The organism is Amorphoplanes digitatis (assembly GCF_014205335.1).
In the GTDB taxonomy this organism is placed as follows: domain Bacteria; phylum Actinomycetota; class Actinomycetes; order Mycobacteriales; family Micromonosporaceae; genus Actinoplanes; species Actinoplanes digitatus.
Genome location: NZ_JACHNH010000001.1, coordinates 2,941,868 through 2,957,957, shown reverse-complemented (window position 1 = coordinate 2,957,957; position 16,090 = coordinate 2,941,868). Strand labels below are relative to the sequence as shown.

16 protein-coding genes are annotated in these 16,090 nt (G+C 71.5%); 5 read left to right on the top strand and 11 right to left on the bottom strand.

All coding sequences use genetic code 11. The features are described from left to right. Nucleotides 1-6 precede the first annotated feature (6 nt). Entirely contained in the window at nt 7-1,422 is a 1,416-nt protein-coding gene (locus BJ971_RS12755; RefSeq protein WP_184992783.1) for a phenylacetate--CoA ligase family protein, read from the bottom strand. A gap of 144 nt (nt 1,423-1,566) precedes the next feature. Between BJ971_RS12755 and BJ971_RS12750 the strand changes: the two genes are divergently transcribed. Beyond that, nucleotides 1,567-3,123, top strand: a complete 1,557-nt coding sequence (locus BJ971_RS12750; protein ID WP_184992781.1) for a condensation domain-containing protein — start codon at nt 1,567-1,569, stop codon at nt 3,121-3,123. On the opposite strand, the gene BJ971_RS12745 is transcribed toward BJ971_RS12750, so the two are convergent. After that, on the bottom strand, nt 3,120-4,079 hold the full coding sequence (locus BJ971_RS12745) for a LysR family transcriptional regulator (RefSeq protein WP_184992779.1): 960 nt from the start codon (nt 4,077-4,079) through the stop codon (nt 3,120-3,122). The genes BJ971_RS12750 and BJ971_RS12745 overlap by 4 nt on opposite strands. Nucleotides 4,080-4,289: 210 nt before the next feature. Between BJ971_RS12745 and BJ971_RS12740 the strand changes: the two genes are divergently transcribed. Both BJ971_RS12740 and BJ971_RS12735 read left to right on the top strand, forming a co-directional pair. Beyond that, nucleotides 4,290-5,759, top strand: coding sequence for an MFS transporter (locus tag BJ971_RS12740; RefSeq protein ID WP_184992777.1), 1,470 nt, complete (start codon nt 4,290-4,292; stop codon nt 5,757-5,759). Between the two features lie 67 nt (nt 5,760-5,826). Then, on the top strand, nt 5,827-6,255 hold the full coding sequence (locus BJ971_RS12735) for a hypothetical protein (RefSeq protein ID WP_184992775.1): 429 nt from the start codon (nt 5,827-5,829) through the stop codon (nt 6,253-6,255). A gap of 19 nt (nt 6,256-6,274) precedes the next feature. Here the strand turns inward: BJ971_RS12735 and BJ971_RS12730 are convergent, their stop codons facing one another. Both BJ971_RS12730 and BJ971_RS12725 read right to left on the bottom strand, forming a co-directional pair. Further along, entirely contained in the window at nt 6,275-6,898 is a 624-nt protein-coding gene (locus BJ971_RS12730) for a transglycosylase domain-containing protein (RefSeq protein WP_184992773.1), read from the bottom strand. A 79-nt stretch (nt 6,899-6,977) separates the two neighbouring features. Then, nucleotides 6,978-7,277, bottom strand: coding sequence for a hypothetical protein (locus BJ971_RS12725; RefSeq protein WP_184992771.1), 300 nt, complete (start codon nt 7,275-7,277; stop codon nt 6,978-6,980). Between the two features lie 141 nt (nt 7,278-7,418). On the opposite strand from BJ971_RS12725, the gene BJ971_RS12720 reads away from it, so the two are divergent. Continuing rightward, nucleotides 7,419-7,574, top strand: coding sequence for a hypothetical protein (locus BJ971_RS12720; protein WP_184992770.1), 156 nt, complete (start codon nt 7,419-7,421; stop codon nt 7,572-7,574). A gap of 155 nt (nt 7,575-7,729) precedes the next feature. Continuing rightward, nucleotides 7,730-8,434, top strand: coding sequence for a hypothetical protein (locus BJ971_RS12715; protein ID WP_184992768.1), 705 nt, complete (start codon nt 7,730-7,732; stop codon nt 8,432-8,434). Nucleotides 8,435-8,466: 32 nt separating this feature from the next. Here the strand turns inward: BJ971_RS12715 and BJ971_RS12710 are convergent, their stop codons facing one another. The 7 genes from BJ971_RS12710 to BJ971_RS12680 form a co-directional block, all read right to left on the bottom strand. Beyond that, complete coding sequence (locus BJ971_RS12710) at nt 8,467-9,363, bottom strand: ADP-ribosylglycohydrolase family protein (protein WP_184992766.1); 897 nt, start codon at nt 9,361-9,363, stop codon at nt 8,467-8,469. Further along, the gene (locus tag BJ971_RS12705) at nt 9,350-10,135 is read right to left on the bottom strand and encodes a carbon-nitrogen hydrolase family protein (protein WP_184992764.1); all 786 of its coding nucleotides are present in this window, start codon (nt 10,133-10,135) and stop codon (nt 9,350-9,352) included. The genes BJ971_RS12710 and BJ971_RS12705 overlap by 14 nt, the downstream gene beginning before the upstream one ends. A gap of 50 nt (nt 10,136-10,185) precedes the next feature. Then, on the bottom strand, nt 10,186-10,497 hold the full coding sequence (locus BJ971_RS12700; RefSeq protein WP_184992762.1) for a putative quinol monooxygenase: 312 nt from the start codon (nt 10,495-10,497) through the stop codon (nt 10,186-10,188). A gap of 37 nt (nt 10,498-10,534) precedes the next feature. Next, a complete protein-coding gene (gene pntB / locus BJ971_RS12695; protein WP_203709075.1) occupies nt 10,535-11,971 on the bottom strand; it encodes a Re/Si-specific NAD(P)(+) transhydrogenase subunit beta in 1,437 nt (478 codons plus the stop codon). 4 nt (nt 11,972-11,975) lie between these two features. Beyond that, on the bottom strand, nt 11,976-13,502 hold the full coding sequence (locus BJ971_RS12690) for a Re/Si-specific NAD(P)(+) transhydrogenase subunit alpha (RefSeq protein ID WP_184992760.1): 1,527 nt from the start codon (nt 13,500-13,502) through the stop codon (nt 11,976-11,978). A 372-nt stretch (nt 13,503-13,874) separates the two neighbouring features. Continuing rightward, nucleotides 13,875-15,215, bottom strand: coding sequence for an MFS transporter (locus BJ971_RS42070; RefSeq protein ID WP_184992758.1), 1,341 nt, complete (start codon nt 15,213-15,215; stop codon nt 13,875-13,877). After that, entirely contained in the window at nt 15,212-16,090 is an 879-nt protein-coding gene (locus BJ971_RS12680; RefSeq protein WP_184992756.1) for a VOC family protein, read from the bottom strand. The genes BJ971_RS42070 and BJ971_RS12680 overlap by 4 nt, the downstream gene beginning before the upstream one ends.

Genomic DNA, 16,090 nt, shown 5'->3' with positions numbered 1-16,090 from the left:
TGCTCCTCAGCTGGTGACCCGGTGCGCGGCGGCGACCGCCCGGGCGGCGTCGGCGTCGGCGTCGGCCGCCACCCGGTTGTCCCGGATCCGGGCGGCCTTCCAGCTCACGAACGCACCGGTGTTCGTGATCGGGTCCAGCTCGGTGGTGACGTCGACGCGGACCGGCACCTCGAAGCGCTCGCTCAGCCGGGCGGCGGTCTCGGCGCCCAGCCGGCCGGCCTCCTCGCCGTCCGGGGTACGCAGGTCCAGGTGGACGGTGAGCCGGTCGCCGCCGTCCGCGGCGGCGTCGATGACGACCTGGTAGCCGAGGCAGCCGGTCAGCCCGCCGAGCACGCTCGACTCGATCTGCGCCGGCCGGTAGCCGTTCGCCCCGATGCGCACCCGGTCGGCGACCCGGCCCAGCACCTCGACCACGTCGCCGGGGCCGCCGCAGCCGCACGCGTTGGGCGAGACGACGACGAGGTCGCCGGTGCGGTAGCGGATCAGCGGCTTGATCCCGTCGATCAGCATGGTCAGGCACAGCTCGCCGGTGCCGTAGCCGCCGAGGCTCACCGAGGTGTCCGGGTCGAGGACCTCCACCAGGTAGTTCGGCTGGGAGATGTGCAGCCGGTCGTGGGTGCAGCCGGTGCCGATGGACAGCGCCTCCTGCGAGCCGTACAGGGCGGGGCGCACGTCGGCGCCCCAGATGGACCGCACGTTCTCGCCGAACGCCGGGGTGCAGATCTCCCCCAGCGTGCAGAACAGCTTCACGGAGAAGTCCCGCGCCGGGTCGAGGCCGTTCTGCAGCGCGGCCTTGGCCAGGTTGAGGCACAGGGCCGGCGCCGCGACGACGACCTCGACCTCCAGCTCACGGATCAGCCGCAGCGCCTTGCGGAAGCCGACCCGCGGCGACTCGGGCCAGATCTTGACGTGGCAGGCGTCCAGCCGCTGCGCGACGTCGCCGAACGTGTCGCCGAACGCGTACAGCTCCGACGGGCCCATCAGGCCGATCACCGGGCGGCGCGCGCCGAAGTAGCGCTCGAACATCCGCCGCCAGGCCCACTCGACGTGGATGTTGCTGGTCTTCACGTCCTTGGCGTCGCGCGGGCACGGCGTCGAGGCGCCGGTCGTGCCGGTCGTCTCGTAGTACATCAGCGCCTGGGCCGGGCCGCCGCTGAGCGCGTCGAACATCTCCCGGCGCAGGTCGTCCTTGGTGGTGAAGGGCAGCCGGTCCAGGGTGTCCGGGGTGACGGAGTCGACGTCGATGCCCGCCAGGTGCCGGCCGTAGAACGGCGAGCGGTCGCGCACGTGCCGGAGCGTGGTGCGCAGCCGGTTGCGCCGCCACGCCCGCCAGTCCTCGTCGGTCAGCTCGGCGGTCTGGTAACGGTCGAAGAAGGGCAGGTACTCCTCCAGCCAGAGGCTGTTGGCCGCGGTCGTGGTCATCGTCGTCGCTCCCGGGGTGTCGTCGGTGCCACCGAACGCCTGCGACCGTAGGCGGCGCCGGTTGACCGCCGGTTACGTCCACGACGGACCGCCGCGTAACCGCGCCGGCCTACGGTGACGCCCATCCCGCGCGAGGAGGTAGACGTGAAGACGCTGACGGCCCGGCTGGCCTCGATGTCCGCCGAAGAACGCGGCCGGTTCCTGGCCAAGGTCCGCACCGCCGCCACCGGCACCGCCGTTGCCGACGAGCCACGCCTGGCACCCGGCTCGTGCCCGGACGGGCGGGGCCCGGCCTCGTTCGTGCAGGAGCAGCTCTGGTTCGTCAGCCGGCTCGCCGAGGGCGTGCCGGCCTACAACGTGTCCTTCGCCCTGCGGCTGGACGGCCCGCTCGACACCGGCGCCCTGACCGGCGCGGTCGCGGACGTCGCCGGTCGCCACGACGTGCTGCGTACCCGGCTGGTGGTGACCGGCGGCCGGCTCGGCCAGGAGGTGACCGACCGGGTACCGGCGGTGCCGCTGACCGACGTGAGCGCGGCGGACGATCCGGACGCGGCGGCCGGGGAACTCCTCGCGGAGCTGTCCCGGACCGTCTTCGACCTGTCCGCCGGGCCGCCGCTGCGGCTGGCGCTGCTCCGGGTCCGCAACGACCGGCACGTCCTGGCATGGATCGCGCACCACACGCTCGTCGACGGATGGTCGTTCGGGATCATCGGCACCGAGCTGGCGGCGGCGTACCGTGCCCGGCGTACCGGGCGGCCGGCGGACCTGCCGCCGGTGCGGCTGCAATACCTGGACGTCGCGCGGTGGCAGCGGGCGCGGGTCGACGGCGACCTGCTGCGGGACCTGGTGTCCGGCTGGCGCGACCGGCTCGCCGGGCCGGCGCTGCGGGAACTGCCCACCGACCGGCCCCGGCCGGACCGGCAGACCTTCCGCGGCGGCATGCGCCGCTTCGACCTGGGAGCCCCCGCGGCGCGGGCCGTCACCGCCGCCGCCGAGGCCGCCGGCGTCACCCCGTTCGGGGTCCTGCTCGGCGCGTACGCGCTCACCCTTGCCGCACACGCCGGCGGCGACGCCGGCGTGATCGGCGTGCCGCTGGCCGGGCGCGGGCGCCCGGAGCTCGACGGCGTCGTCGGGCCGTGCTCCAACACGCTGCCGCTGCGGGTCGACCTCGCCGGCGACCCGACGCTGGCCGAGGTCACCGCGCGGGCGAACGAGGCGATGCTGGCGGCGGTGTCCGGGCAGGACGTTCCGTTCGGCAAGCTGGCCGAGGCGTTGCTGCCGGACCGCGACGCCAGCCGCAACCCGCTCTTCGACGTCCTGTTCAACCTCGGCAACCTGCCGCCGGGCAGCGACCGCGCCGAGCTCGGCCCGGACACCACGATGCGGATCGACGGATGCCCGAACGGGACCGTGCGGCTCGACCTGGAGCTGACCGTCGAACACGGACCGGACGCGCTGACCGGGCGCCTGGAGTACAACGCCGAGCTGTTCGACGACGCCACCGCCGAGACCCTGATCGAGGACCTCCGGCATGTCCTGGACCAGATCGCCGGGCACCCGGAAGAGCGTCGCTCGGCGGTACGGCCGCCCGGCGCGGCCCGCCGGCGGGTGGCGGCCCGGGCACGCGCCCTGCGCGACGACGGCGCACCGGCGGCCCGCCCCGCCTCGGCGTCCCGGCGTTCGAGGGGCTGGTCGCGTTAGCCGGCGAGGGCGGCGCGGTCCTCGTCGGGCAGCCAGCACTCGGACAGGGTGTACGCGCGCCAGCCCTCCAGGGTGCCGAGGTCGTCGAGCAGCGCGATGAAGTCGTGCAGCAGCCGCCTGCGGTCGCTGCCGCGCCACAGCAGCGACCACGGATACACCGGCCGGGGCTCCACGAGCGACACCGCCCGCAGGTCGTCGGCGTCGGGGTTGGCCACGTCGGCGGCGGACAGGAACACCTGGCCGCGCGAGCGGCCCCGCCGCAGCACCTGGTCGGCGCTGACGTTGTCCACCTGTTCGAAGGAGAGCGGAATGCCGAAATCGCCGGTGAAACGCTGCACGTATCCGGCCCACTCCACCGCGCTGCCCGGATTGGGCACCCAGACGCCGTATTCGCGCAGCGCGGCCGGGCTCACCGCGTCGTGGCGGGCCAGCGGATGGTCCGCCGCGACGATCGCCACCAAAGGTTCGAGTCGCACCAATGTGTGGTCCAGTCCGGTCGCGGGTACCAATTGCGACACCCGGCCGAATACGGCGTCGATCTCGGACCGCCGCAGCGCCGGCAGTGCCAGGTTCAGCCCCCGCCGGGCACTGAGCTCGAGACGTAGTCCCGGATTGCTCTCCGTCAGGGTGGTGATCAGGTGTACCGGACCCAGCCGGTCGTGCAGGACGTCGATCCGCAGCGGCGTGCCCTGCCGGCGCACGCTGGCGACCGCGGCGTCGCCGGCCGCGAGCAGCTCACCGGCGGGCCCGAGGAAGCGCCGGCCGGACTCGGTGAGCCCGGTGGTACGCGTGGAGCGCTCGAAGAGCGACGCGTCCAGCACCTCCTCGAGGCGGGCGATGCGCTTGGACAGGGCCTGTTGCGACACGCCGAGCCGCTGGCTGGCCCGGCCGAAATGCAGCTCCTCGGCCGTCACCACGAACGCGCGTACCAGGCCCAGATCGAGGTCGAGGTCCATGACGCCATCTTGGCCGACAACCATCCGTTGTCAAACGGGTCGCACCGTTGTTGGACCCGCGATGCCCGCGCGGATTGACTGAAACCACACCGGAATTCCCTGGCTCACAAACCCCCGGAAGGAGGGGTCGGAATGGATACCGCGAAGCCCCGAAAGGTAACCGAAAAGGCCGATCCACGGCGTTGGCGAGCACTCGGTCTGCTCGCGCTCGTGCAGTTCATCATTTTCCTCGACGCGACGATCGTCAACGTCGCGCTCCCGTCGATCCAGAAGGACCTCGGGCTGGCGGACGCGACCCTGACCTGGGTGGTCAGCGCCTATCTGATCACCGCCGGCGGCCTGCTGCTGGTCGGCGGCCGCCTCGCCGACATGTACGGCCGCCGCCGGGTGTTCTGCCTCGGCGCCGGGCTGTTCGCCGTCGCCTCGATCACCGCCGGACTGGCACAGAACAGCGGAGTGCTGCTCGCCGGCCGGTCGCTGCAGGGCGTCGCCGAGGCGCTGGCGGCACCCGCCGCCATGTCGATGGTGGCGCTGCTGTTCACCGACCCGAAAGAGCGGGCCAAGGCGTTCGGCATCTGGGGCGGCCTGGCCGGCCTGGGTTCCGCGGCCGGGGTGCTGCTCTCCGGCGTGCTGACCGACCTGGTCAGCTGGCGCTGGGTCTTCCTCATCAACGTGCCGCTGGCGCTCGTGCCGATGCTCCTGCTGCCGAAGTACGCCGACGAGAACAGGGCGCCGGTCACCGGCAAGCGACGCCTCGACCTGCCCGGCGCGATCCTGGTCACCGGCGGTCTGATCGCGATCCTGAACGCGATCCTGAACGCGGCGCGCAACCCGTTCGGCTCGGCGGAGGTCCTGGTACCGCTCGGCATCGGCGTGGTGGCACTCGTCGCCTTCGTGATCGTCGAGTCCCTGGTGGCCCAGCCGCTGGTCCCGCTGCGCTTCTTCGCCAACCGGGTCCGCGCCACGGCCAACGTCGCCACGGTGTTCATCGCCGCCAGCTCGGCCGCGGTGTTCTTCATGGTCGTGCTCTACGGCCAGAACGTCCTGGGCTACTCCCCGCTGATCAGCGGCCTCGCCTGGCTGCCGTTCTGCGTGGCGTTCATGCCCGGCCTCTTCCTGTCGACCCAGCTCATGACCAGGTACGGCCCGCGGATCGCGCTCGCGTCCGGGCTGGCGGTCTCGGCGATCGGCGTTGCCCTGTTCACCCGGCTCAGCGTCGACGGCTCGTACCTGACCGAGCTGCTGCCGGCGATGATCGTGACCGCGCTCGGCTTCGGCATGACCAACCCGGCCATGCAGAACGCCGCGGTGCACGACGTCTCCGAGGCCGACGCGGGCCTCGGCTCCGGCATCGTCACCACGGTGCTGCAACTGGGCGGCGCGCTCGGCCTGACCGTGTTCGTGGCCCTGGCGCTCGGCTACACCCAGAACGAGCAGGCCGCGGGCACCGCGGACGCCGCCGCCGTCACCAGCGGGTACACGTTCGCCTTCATGATCGCGGCGATCGCTCTGGCGGTCGGCTCGGTCGCCTCGATGCTCCTGCTGCGGGGCGTACGGGCCGAGGCGCCCGGCGTACCGCCGGCGCCGAGCACGCCCGCCGGCGGTACGGAGGTGAACGACGGCTCCCGCAACGGCAGGGTGACCGACCGGGAACTGGTCGGCAAGCGCGATCGGACCTGACACGACGGAGCGAGATGCCGGTGGCCGGGGCGGAACCGCCCCGGCCACCGTGCGGCATCATGTCCGCGTGAGTTCAATCATCAGTTTCTTCGTCGCCGGCGACGACGCCGCGGCCGCGTCCGTCGCGGTCGGCGGACCCGGCGCCGACCTCGAGCCGGCCGAGTACGGCAACTTCGACGTCATCTCGACGATCGAGGAGTGGGAGAGCGTCCTGACCGGCCGCGACCTCGACGAGCTCATCGTCTCCGGCGGCGCGGACGTGGTCAGCGGCGACGACGAGCCCCTGGTCCTGCTCGTTCCGTCCACGCTCACCGGCGCGCTGGCCGCCGCCGACGCCCCCACCCTGGCCGAAGCCGCCGAGCGCTGGATCGCGCTACGGGCCGAGGAGGGCGAGACCATCGACGAGGAACTGGCCCAGGATCTCCTCGGCGAACTGGCCGCCCTGTCCACGAAGGCGGAGCGGACCGGCGGCTCCCTCTACTGCTGGATCTGCTGAGCCGCGTGACCGGGCCCGTTCAGCCGGGGAAGGCGAGGCTGTTCCGCTCGGCCGGGCTCAACCAGCCGCGCTCCACCATGGTGTCCAGCACCTGCTCCCAACCAGCCTTCGGCGCGGGCCGGTCGGGGTGGAGCCGCACCGCGAGCAACACCCACTCGGCAACGGTCAGTTGCGCGGCCGGCTTGGCGAAGTACGTCCGCGCGGCGGCGTCCAGGCCCACCGCGCCGCGGCCGTAGTCGGCCCTGTTGAGGTAGCGATCCAGGATCTCTGTCTTGGTGTAGCTCTCCTCAGCCTTGTCCGCCATGACCCACGTTCGCCAATAGGACTTCTCACCGCCACCGGATGCGATCACCGTGTACCGCCGGGTGATCAGCGAGTGGTCGGAAACGTAGAAGTCCGGGTCGACGGCGGCGACGAACGCGTTGACCACCGGAGGCGGTAGCTCCGCCACCGGCACGACCGGGTACGAGACGTTGCTCTCGACCAGCGGCACAGTGTCGTAGTAGTAGGTGCCCGCGATGACGCCGCCGGACACAAGCAGCAGGACGATCGCGACGCCGAGGACCAGCCGCCGGCGGCGACGCCGTGGCGGCAAGGCGGAGACCGCTTCGTGATCATGCGTGGCTGTGTCGGCGAGAGTCATCGCCACACAGTAGGTGCACGGCAGCGTCTTGCACCAATACACGTCTTGCGGGTCACCGCGAGTCGAACGGCTCTACGGTTCAGTCGTCCTCGAGGTATCCCGTGGTGGGGTCAACGTGGGCCAGGAAGTCGCGGATGTTCTCGACATGCTCGTCGGCCGACAGGTCCGGGGTCGGGCTGACGCCGAATCCGTAGCCGGTATTCGGCCCGCTGAGCCAGGCGTAGTCGGTGCCGCCGAACTCGTTCGGGCTGAGGGCGAACGCCTCTCCATCGACCTCAAGCATGAGTGACGTGACGTCGGCCGCGCCTTCGGTTTCGGGGCGCACGCCGGGAACCGCCTCCCGGTCGCCATCGCCGTTGTCTGGGTAGATTGCCTTCACGCAGCCATCTTCGTGGCTTTGCCCGGCCGGCGTCCTGCTTTGCAGCGGTCGTACGGGCAACCGTCGACCGGATTAGCTTTTTGATCTGGTGGGTACAAGGGCGGCCGGCGGGAGACACCCGCCGGCGAAATGGAGTAAGTCATGCTGGCTCTGGGGCTCATCCTCTTGCTGTTGGGCATCTTCCTGAAGGTGTCGATTCTCTACACGATCGGCATCATTCTCCTGGTGGTCGGTGCCGTGTTCTGGATCCTCGGTGCCGTCGGCCGCCCGGTCGGTGGTCGAAAAGTCTGGTTCTAGCCTTACCTGCCAGGCAGCGCTGAAAAGGGCGTCCCACCTCCGAGTGGGCGCCCTTTCGCACACCCGGAACCGCGGATGAGCCGATCGGCTGACGGGTGATTGCAGGGCGGTGCCAGACTGCCTTCGGCTGGATGGAGTCGAACAGAGGAGACCAGTTGAGCAGGGGACCCGGGGCCCAGCTCGATACGGCCTGTCGGAAGGCCGCGTTCTGGGAGTTTTACACGCGTGCCAACGGCGAACCGGAGCACGACGAGTGGGTGCGGTGGTCCGAGGAGATCGGCGAGCCCTCAATCGATCTGCCGGCACCGGATGGGCCATGGTTCCTGCGGGTCAGCTTCGACCTGTCGGACTACTCCTTCCGCCTGGCACTCGCGAGCACGTCCGAGGACCTCGGTTCAGCCGATGTGAACCCGGAGTGGCACGACTTCGCCGAGATGGAATACGAGATCGCCGAGGACGAGTCCGTCCACCCGCACGTCTTGGCGCTGCGCTGGGAAGAGTTGACGGCGGTGGTGGATCGGATGCGCGCCGCGCCGGATCTTCAACAGGTTTCGCCAGGGTTGGCGATGCTGCTGCTGGCTCGGTTCGTGGGCCAGGATGAGGACGAGAAGGATCCCGCACGGCGGGCCGAACTCGCCGCCGAGCTGGCCGCTCTCGGTGCGTTCACCGGCGCGGATGCCGACCGGATGGCTGCCGAACTGCTGCCCGATCCGACAGCCGGCCACCGCTGGCACCACGACAGCGTGCGCGGGTGGCGGCTGGACACAGGCCGCTGGTGCAACTCGTGGCGCGACGGTGATCACGACTTTCCGTTCGAGGAGATGGCCGCCTTCCGCTCGATGCTGAGCCTGCCTACGTAAAACCAGCCGTCGCACACTCGGTGGGGGCCAGACTAGTTGGCGGCCCACGCCGGCAGCGGCTCGCGCGCGGTGAGCCATGACGAGGGAATGCCACCTGGGCCGGTGCCGGTGAAGGCGGCGACGACGCCACCGACGATGGAGGCGGTGGTGTCCACGTCACCGCCGGCCTCGATACACGCCAGGACCGCCGCGGGGTAGTCGTGCAGGAAAGTGGCCGCCACCCACAGCGTGAAGGGCACGGTGTCCTGCGCCAGCACCCGCGCTCCGTTGCCCAGCTCGTAGGCGGCTTCGGCCACGCCGGCACCGAGCAGGACGACAGCCCGCCGGATGCCCGCGGTGACACGGCTCTCGACGAGGTGCTCCAGTACCACCCGCAGTAGTGCCTCCGGCTCGGGCCGGTGATCCACTCGTCGAGCGCGACCTGCTTCGGCGGCGGCCACGGCCACTGCTACCGCTCCGAGCACAGCCTCGGCGTGTGCGTGGGTGACTTCGGCCGAGCGCATCGCGCGCAATGCCGCGGCCCGGGGGTCACCGGCGTAGAAGGCGCCCAGGGGCGCCACGCGCATGGCTGCGCCGTTGCCCATGGAACCCTGGCCGTCGAAGGCAGAGCGTGCCACCTGCCGCCAGTCGGCTCCCTCACGGATCTGGCGCAGGATGACGACCGCGCCCGCGCCGTAGCCGCGGTACGGCTCGTACCGCTGCGCGAAGGCGGCAGCCAGGTGGTCGGGGTCGATGTCGCCGCGGGCCCGCAGCTCGCTGACGATGGTGCAGGCCATCTCGGTGTCATCAGTCCAGGGCCACGGGCCGCGGGGAGGTCGACCAGCCGCCAGCTCGGCATAGGAAGTGCCTGGAACGAAGAACTGCGCACCCAAGGCGTCGCCCACTGACAGCCCGTCCAAGCTGTCGCGGCAAAGATCAACGGCGTTCATGAAGGCCCCTTCGGTGAGGAGATCTGCCCTGAGTCCGGTGCTGAGGCTGGGTGATGTCGGTGGTGACCATGCCCGTTGTCCCGGCAGGAACCTGGGCGACAACCTTGCCTTCCGGGTTCAGGAATCCGGTCGGCCCCAGGCCCACGCGCGCGTTGTCCCGCTCGCCGGTGACGTCGGCTGACACCAACCACATGCCCGTCTCGCGGGCTCGCCGCGCTCGGATCTCGTTGTGCCGGTGCTGCCACCACAGAGCCTTGTCACGACGCATCATGTTCTGCGCCGGCACGAGCAGGACCCGCGCGCCACCGGCGGCAACCGCCGCCGCGGCCTGCGAGAACCGGGTGTCGTAGCAGATGTTGATCCCGAACCGCACTCCGCCGCACTCGAAGACGGGGTACTCACCGCCGACGGTGAACATCGATTCCCCGTCCGTCAGAAACGTCTTGCGGTAGCTACCCATGACCTGGCCGCCGGCGATGACCACCGCCGTGTTGTAGTAGCCGTCACCGGCTCGCTCGATCATGCCAAGTACCAGCACCTGCCGGACCGGGGCCAACCTCGCCAGGATCGCGCCGAACTCCACAGAGGTGATCTCCAATGCCTGGCCGCGCACGTGTTGCTCGGTGACGAGGTATCCCTGCAGGAAACACTCGGGGAACAGGAGAAGGTCAACTCCCGCCGCGTCCGCCTGACCGGCGAAGTCCTCGACGACACCGATCGCGGCGTCCACGTCCCCAAGGATCTCCACCGTCTGGCAAGCACCGATCCGCACCACGGCAGGTTAGCCACCTGACCCTGGTAACGGAACGAAGAGCGCGGCGGCTACTGCTGGTCCAGTCCTTTCGCGGCGCCCGGTGTCAGGTACTCCACCCGGGTGCTGGTCAACAGAGGGTCCTTCTGCAGGTGGAACTGCCGGACATGTTCGGCGGCCTCGTGTGCCTCAAAGGCATCGCGGTTCCGGTAGACCTCGTAGAACACCCGGGCCAGCGGCTCGCCCTCCACCGCCGCGGTCGCGTAGACGAGCGTGCCCTGCTCCTTCTCCGTGATGTGGTCGATCACCACTGAAGTGAGCTCGTCGAACCGCGCCGCAGCGGCTTCGTCTGAGCAGTCGAATCGCACGACGAGCGCGAACACGTTCACCTCCTGAAGAGCCTGAGGGCGTAGCCCGGGGTCAGACCCGGGTGCTGGCGCTGACCTCGCGGAGGATGTTCTCCACGCGCTCCTTGGCGTCGCCGAAGAGCATCGAGCAGTTCTCCCGGAAGAACAGGGGGTTCTGCACGCCGGCGTAGCCGGAGGCCATCGAGCGCTTGAAGACGATGACGTTCTCCGCCTCCCACACCGTGAGGACCGGCATGCCGGCGATGGGGCTGCCGGGGTCGTCGGTCGCCGCGGGGTTGACCGTGTCGTTGGCGCCGATGACCAGCACCACCGAGGTCTCCGCGAAGTCGTCGTTGACCTCGTCCATCTCCAGGACCACGTCGTACGGCACCCGGGCCTCGGCGAGCAGGACGTTCATGTGGCCGGGCAGCCGGCCCGCCACCGGGTGGATGCCGAACCGGACGTTGACGCCGCGCTGGCGGAGCACCGCGGTGAGCTCGGCGACCCCGTGCTGCGCCTGGGCCACCGCCATGCCGTACCCGGGCGTGATGATCACGGAGTCGGCCGCCGTGAGCAGTTCGGCGACGCGCTCGGCGGTGATCTCGCGGTGCTCGCCGTAGTCCTTGTCGTCGGCGGGGCCGGCCTCGATGCCGAAGCCGCCGGCGATCACCGAGATGAAGGACCGGTTCATCGCCTTGCACATGATGTACGACAGGTAGGCGCCCGACGAGCCGACCAGCGCGCCGGTGACGATGAGCAGGTCGTTCTCGAGCAGGAAGCCGGCGGCCGCCGCGGCCCAGCCGGAGTAGCTGTTGAGCATCGACACCACGACCGGCATGTCGCCGCCGCCGATGGAGGCGACCAGGTGCCACCCGAGCAGCAGGGCGATCAGGGTGGCCGCGACCAGCAGCCACAGGTTGGGTGAGATCACGAACGCGGCGGTGAGCACGGCGAACGCGGCTAGGGCACCGAGGTTGAGCAGGTTCTTGCCGGGCAGGGTCAGCGGGCTGGACTTGATCCGGGCGGACAGCTTCAGGTAGGCGACGATCGAGCCGGTGAAGGTGACGGCGCCGATGAAGACGCCGATGACCACCTCCGCGCTGTGGATGCCCAGCATGTCCTGGACCCGCAGCAGCTCGGCCTCCGCGCCGCCCTCGCCGCCCTCGACGTGCAGGTAGCCGTTCCAGCCGACGAGCACCGCGGCGAGGCCGACGAAGCTGTGCAGCAGCGCGATCAGCTCGGGCATCCCGGTCATCTCGACCCGGCGGGCCCGGTACAGGCCGATCGCGGCGCCGATCAGGGTCGCGACGACGAGCAGGATCAGGCCGGTGGCGCTCATCTCGCCGGCGACCGCCAGCGCGACGGTCGCGCCGAGCGCCACCGTCATGCCGGCGATGCCGAAGGTGTTGCCGGCCTTGGCGGTCTCGTGTCTCGACAGTCCGGCCAGCGCCAGGATGAAGAGCAGCGCCGCGACGAGGTACGCGGCCTGCGCCGCGGATTCGATGGTCATCAGTTCAGCTCCTGGAGAACATGGCGAGCATGCGGCGGGTCACCGCGAAGCCACCGAAGACGTTGATGCCGGCCAGCAGGATCGCGACGAAGGAGAGCCCGGTGACGAGGCCGTCGCCGTGCCCGATCTGGAGCAGGGCGCCGACCACGATGATCCCGGAGATCGCGTTGGTCACCGACATCAGCGGGGTGTGCAGGGCGTGGTGCACGTGCCCGATGACGTAGTAGCCGATGACGATGGCCAGGGCGAAGACGGTGAGGTGCCCGCGCATGGCGGCCGGTGACAGCGCCGCGAGCAGGAACAGCCCGGCCGCGACGGTGCCGACCATCGCCATCCGGCGGCGCGGCGAGGCAAGCGGCTTGGCGGCCGGCTTGGCCACCACGGCGGCGGCCGGCGCCACGGCGGGCGCCGCCGACACCGACACCGGGGGCGGTGGCCAGGTCAGTTCGCCGTCGCGTACCACGGTCATCGATCGCTGGACGACGTCGTCGAAGTCGAGGACGAGTTCCCCGTCCGACTTCGGCGTCATCAGCTTCATCAGGTTCACCAGGTTGGTGCCGTACAGCTGGGAGGCCTGCGCGGGCAGGCGCCCGGGCAGGTCGGTGTATCCGATGATCGTCACGCCGTTCGCGGTGACCACCACCTCGCCCGGGACGGTGCCCTCGACGTTTCCGCCGTTGGCGGCGGCCATGTCGACGATCACGCTGCCGGGCTTCATGGTGGCCACCATCGCCGCGGTGATCAGGCGCGGCGCCGGGCGGCCGGGGATGAGCGCCGTGGTGATGATGATGTCGGCGTCGGTGGCCTGCGCGGCGTAGAGCCGGGCGGCGCGCTCGTTGTAGTCGTCCGACATCTGCTTGGCGTAGCCGGTCGACGAGACCTCCACGTCGGCGGACTCGATCGACAAGTACTCCCCGCCCAGGGACCGGACCTGGTCGGCGACCTCCGGGCGCGGGTCCGTCGCCCGCACGATCGCGCCGAGGCTGCCGGCGGCGCCGATCGCCGCGAGGCCCGCGACGCCCGCGCCGGCGACAAGCACCTTGGCCGGTGGCACCTTGCCGGCCGCCGTCACCTGGCCGGTGAAGAAGCGGCCGAACGCGTGCGCCGCCTCGACGACCGCGCGGTAGCCGGCGATGTTGGCCATCGAGGAGAGCACGTCCAGCGACTGCGCCCGCGAGATCCGGGGCACGGCGTCCATCGACAGCGCGGTGATCGGCCGGCGGGCCAGGTCCTCGACCAGGTCCGGGTCGAGCCGCGGGTTCAGCATGCCGATCAGCGTGACGCCGGACGGCAGCTTGTCCCGCAGCCCAGGCGGCGGTGGGTTGATCGCGAAGAGGACGTCGGCCGTCAGCGGGTCACCGATCGTCGCGCCGGAGTCGGCGTACGCCTCGTCGGAGAACGATGACCCGGCGCCGGCGCCGGATTCCACCACCACGTCGTAGCCCAGCTTGACCAACGCCGCCACGTTGGCGGGTGTCGCCGCCACCCGGCGTTCACCCGGATGCGGGTCGCGCGGCACGCCGATGATCATGTGTTGACTCCCCGGTTGAAGTTGACCATGACAACGGGAAACGCGCCCCGGTAGTTCAATGCGCACCGAAATTTGTTACTCGCGAGTACGGTGAGGTTAGGGCGTTCGGCGTCGCAGCGCCAGTGCCCGAAGCACCGAAAGTCACGGGCGTGTCGCGCTCAGGCGCCGGTAAGCCCGTGAGCCTGCCGCAGGGCCAGGTGCCGCCGAGCCGGGCGTGCGGGAGGATCGCGGTGGTTCACCGCGGCTAGGTACGGCTCGCGAAAGGGCCGCCGGGACCATCTCGGTCGACCGGCGGCCCTTTCGGGCGAGCGCGAAGGCGTCGGGTGCGAAGGCGTCGGACGCGAAGGCGTCGGACGCGAACGCGTCGGGTGCTCAGGCGTCGCGCGCCGCCGCGACCAGTTCGCCCCGCGGTGCGGGGTCGGCGACCGGGTCGGCGGATTCATCGGACATTCTGCGCACCGCGATCCAGCCCGCCACCCACGCCAGCGCGGCCGCGACCACGAGCAGCCCCAGGTACCAGCCGAAACGGCCGTGCCCGGCGAGGTAGGTGGCGATGAACGGGGTCAGGCCACCCGCCAGCGAGTTGGCGATTCCGTGCGGCAGGCCGAGGCCGCTGGCCCGCAGCTCGACCGGGAAGAGCGCGGCCATCAGCTTGGGCATGACGGAGGTCAGGCACGCCATCAGCACCAGCCCGGTGCCCATGCACAGCACCAGGCGCCCGAGGCTCGGCGCCATCGCGGCCAGCGCGAACGGCCCGGCCACCGCGAAGCCGAGCAGGCTCGCCGTGAGCATCGGCAGCACCCCGATCCGGTCGGCGAGCAGCCCGAACGGGATCTGTACCAGCATCGCCAGCGCGATCGACGCGCTGACCGCCGCGTAGACCACCGCCGGGTCGGCGTGCAGCCGGGTCTGTGCCAGCGCCGGCGCCACCGTCGTCCAGGTGGTGGTGTTGATCGTCAGGCCGGCCACGAACAGCGCGGCGACCCCGACCGCCCGGGGGTGCTCGCGCAGCAGCCGGCGCAGGCCGGCGCGGGGACGGGTGCGGCGGGCCCGGGCGAACGGCTCGCTCTCGGCGAGCTGCCGGCGCAACAGCAGCAGGACGCCGGACAGGGCCGCGCCGACCAGGAACGGGACCCGCCACGCCCACTGCGCCATGGCGCCCGCGCCGAAGAACGCGCCGAGGCCGAGCCCCAGCATGGCGGCCGCCAGCCCGCCGGCGGCCGAGCTGACCGCGAAGTAGCTGCCGTACAGGCAGCGCCGGCTGCGCGGCGCCAGCTCCATCAGGTACGACACGGCGGCCGGCCACTCGCCGCCCGCGGAAAGGCCCTGCGCGGCGCGGGCCAGGAACAGCAGGATCGGCGCCGCGACGCCGATGCTCGCGTACGCCGGCAGCAGCCCGATGACCAGGCTGCCGCCGCCCATCAGGGTGATCGACAGCAGCAGCGCCACCCGCCGGCCCCGGCGGTCGGCGAGCCGGCCGGCCAGGATGCCGCCGAGCGGCCGGAAGAACATGCCGGCGGCGTACGCCGAGAACACGCCGAGCACGGCGGTCAGCGGGCTGCCACCGGGGAAGAAGTGCTGGGCCAGGATCGGCGCGTACAGGCCGAAGATGAGCCAGTCGAAGTACTCGATGAAGTTGCCGGCCACGGTGGTGGCGACGGTCCGGAACCGGGACCGTGGCGTGCTGGCGGTCGGCGCGGTGTACGTGGTCACGATCGGGCACCTCCTGCTGCGTGGGCTGTCGGACGGGCCGCGTCGACCAGGCGCAGCCGGGCACCGGCCGCGCGGGCCGGGTCGAGAACGAGGTCGTCGCCGGCCGACGGCAGCCCGCAGGCGGCCAGCGCGGGCCGCCAGCGCTCGGGCTCCTCGACGGCGAGGTCGACCTGGAACAGCCCCGGGCCCAGCCGTCCCAGGTGGACGTCGACCGGGTCGCCGCACCGGCCGGGCGTGACCAGGCGCAGGCGGCGGCCGTCGGGCAGCGTCCAGCTGGCGCTGCGGTCCCCGGTCAGCGGCGGCGTGTCGAGCAGGGCGGCGTACTCGGCGGTCCGGGCCGGCAGGTCCGCCACCGCGATCTCGACGCCGGCCAGGCCCCGGATGCCGTTGCGGGTCAGCTCGGCCGGATCCGGGTCGTCCTCCGGCCAGGGATCCAGGTACTCGATCATCGACGGCAGGCGGCCGGTGCGGAACTCCTCGCCGTGCGCGCCGATCCGCCAGCGCCGGCGGCGTCCGTCCGGGCGCACCGACTCGCCGTCGATCGGCGCCGCGAGCTCGATGCCCCGCCCGCGCAGGGCGCGGCAGGTGCCGTCGAGGTCGGCGGCGGCCAGCACCGGCGCCGCCCAGCCGCCGCCGGCGTCGATCACGTCGGCCAGCCGCCGACCGGCCGGGCGGGACCGGGCCGCCTCCCGGTCGAAGACCGTGATCAGCTCCAGGTAGGTGTCCGCGAACCGCAGCACGGCGTTGGCCGTGCCCCAGCCGGGGTGGCGGCTGCCGGGCCGGACCGGGCGGCCGAGGCAGGCCTGGAACGCGTCACGGGCGGCGTCGAGGTCGCCCGTGGCGAGCATGACGTGATCGATTCCGATGATCGGCAT

What these genes read in the sequence shown, in the direction of transcription:
- BJ971_RS12755 (WP_184992783.1), bottom strand. Translation starts at nt 1,422, where the DNA reads ATGACCACGACCGCGGCCAACAGCCTCTGGCTGGAGGAGTACCTGCCC.
- BJ971_RS12745 (WP_184992779.1), bottom strand. Translation starts at nt 4,079, where the DNA reads ATGGACCTCGACCTCGATCTGGGCCTGGTACGCGCGTTCGTGGTGACG.
- BJ971_RS12730 (WP_184992773.1), bottom strand. Translation starts at nt 6,898, where the DNA reads ATGACTCTCGCCGACACAGCCACGCATGATCACGAAGCGGTCTCCGCC.
- BJ971_RS12720 (WP_184992770.1), top strand. Translation starts at nt 7,419, where the DNA reads ATGCTGGCTCTGGGGCTCATCCTCTTGCTGTTGGGCATCTTCCTGAAG.
- BJ971_RS12710 (WP_184992766.1), bottom strand. Translation starts at nt 9,363, where the DNA reads ATGAACGCCGTTGATCTTTGCCGCGACAGCTTGGACGGGCTGTCAGTG.
- pntB (WP_203709075.1), bottom strand. Translation starts at nt 11,971, where the DNA reads ATGACCATCGAATCCGCGGCGCAGGCCGCGTACCTCGTCGCGGCGCTG.
- BJ971_RS12690 (WP_184992760.1), bottom strand. Translation starts at nt 13,502, where the DNA reads ATGATCATCGGCGTGCCGCGCGACCCGCATCCGGGTGAACGCCGGGTG.
- BJ971_RS12680 (WP_184992756.1), bottom strand. Translation starts at nt 16,090, where the DNA reads ATGCCGATCATCGGAATCGATCACGTCATGCTCGCCACGGGCGACCTC.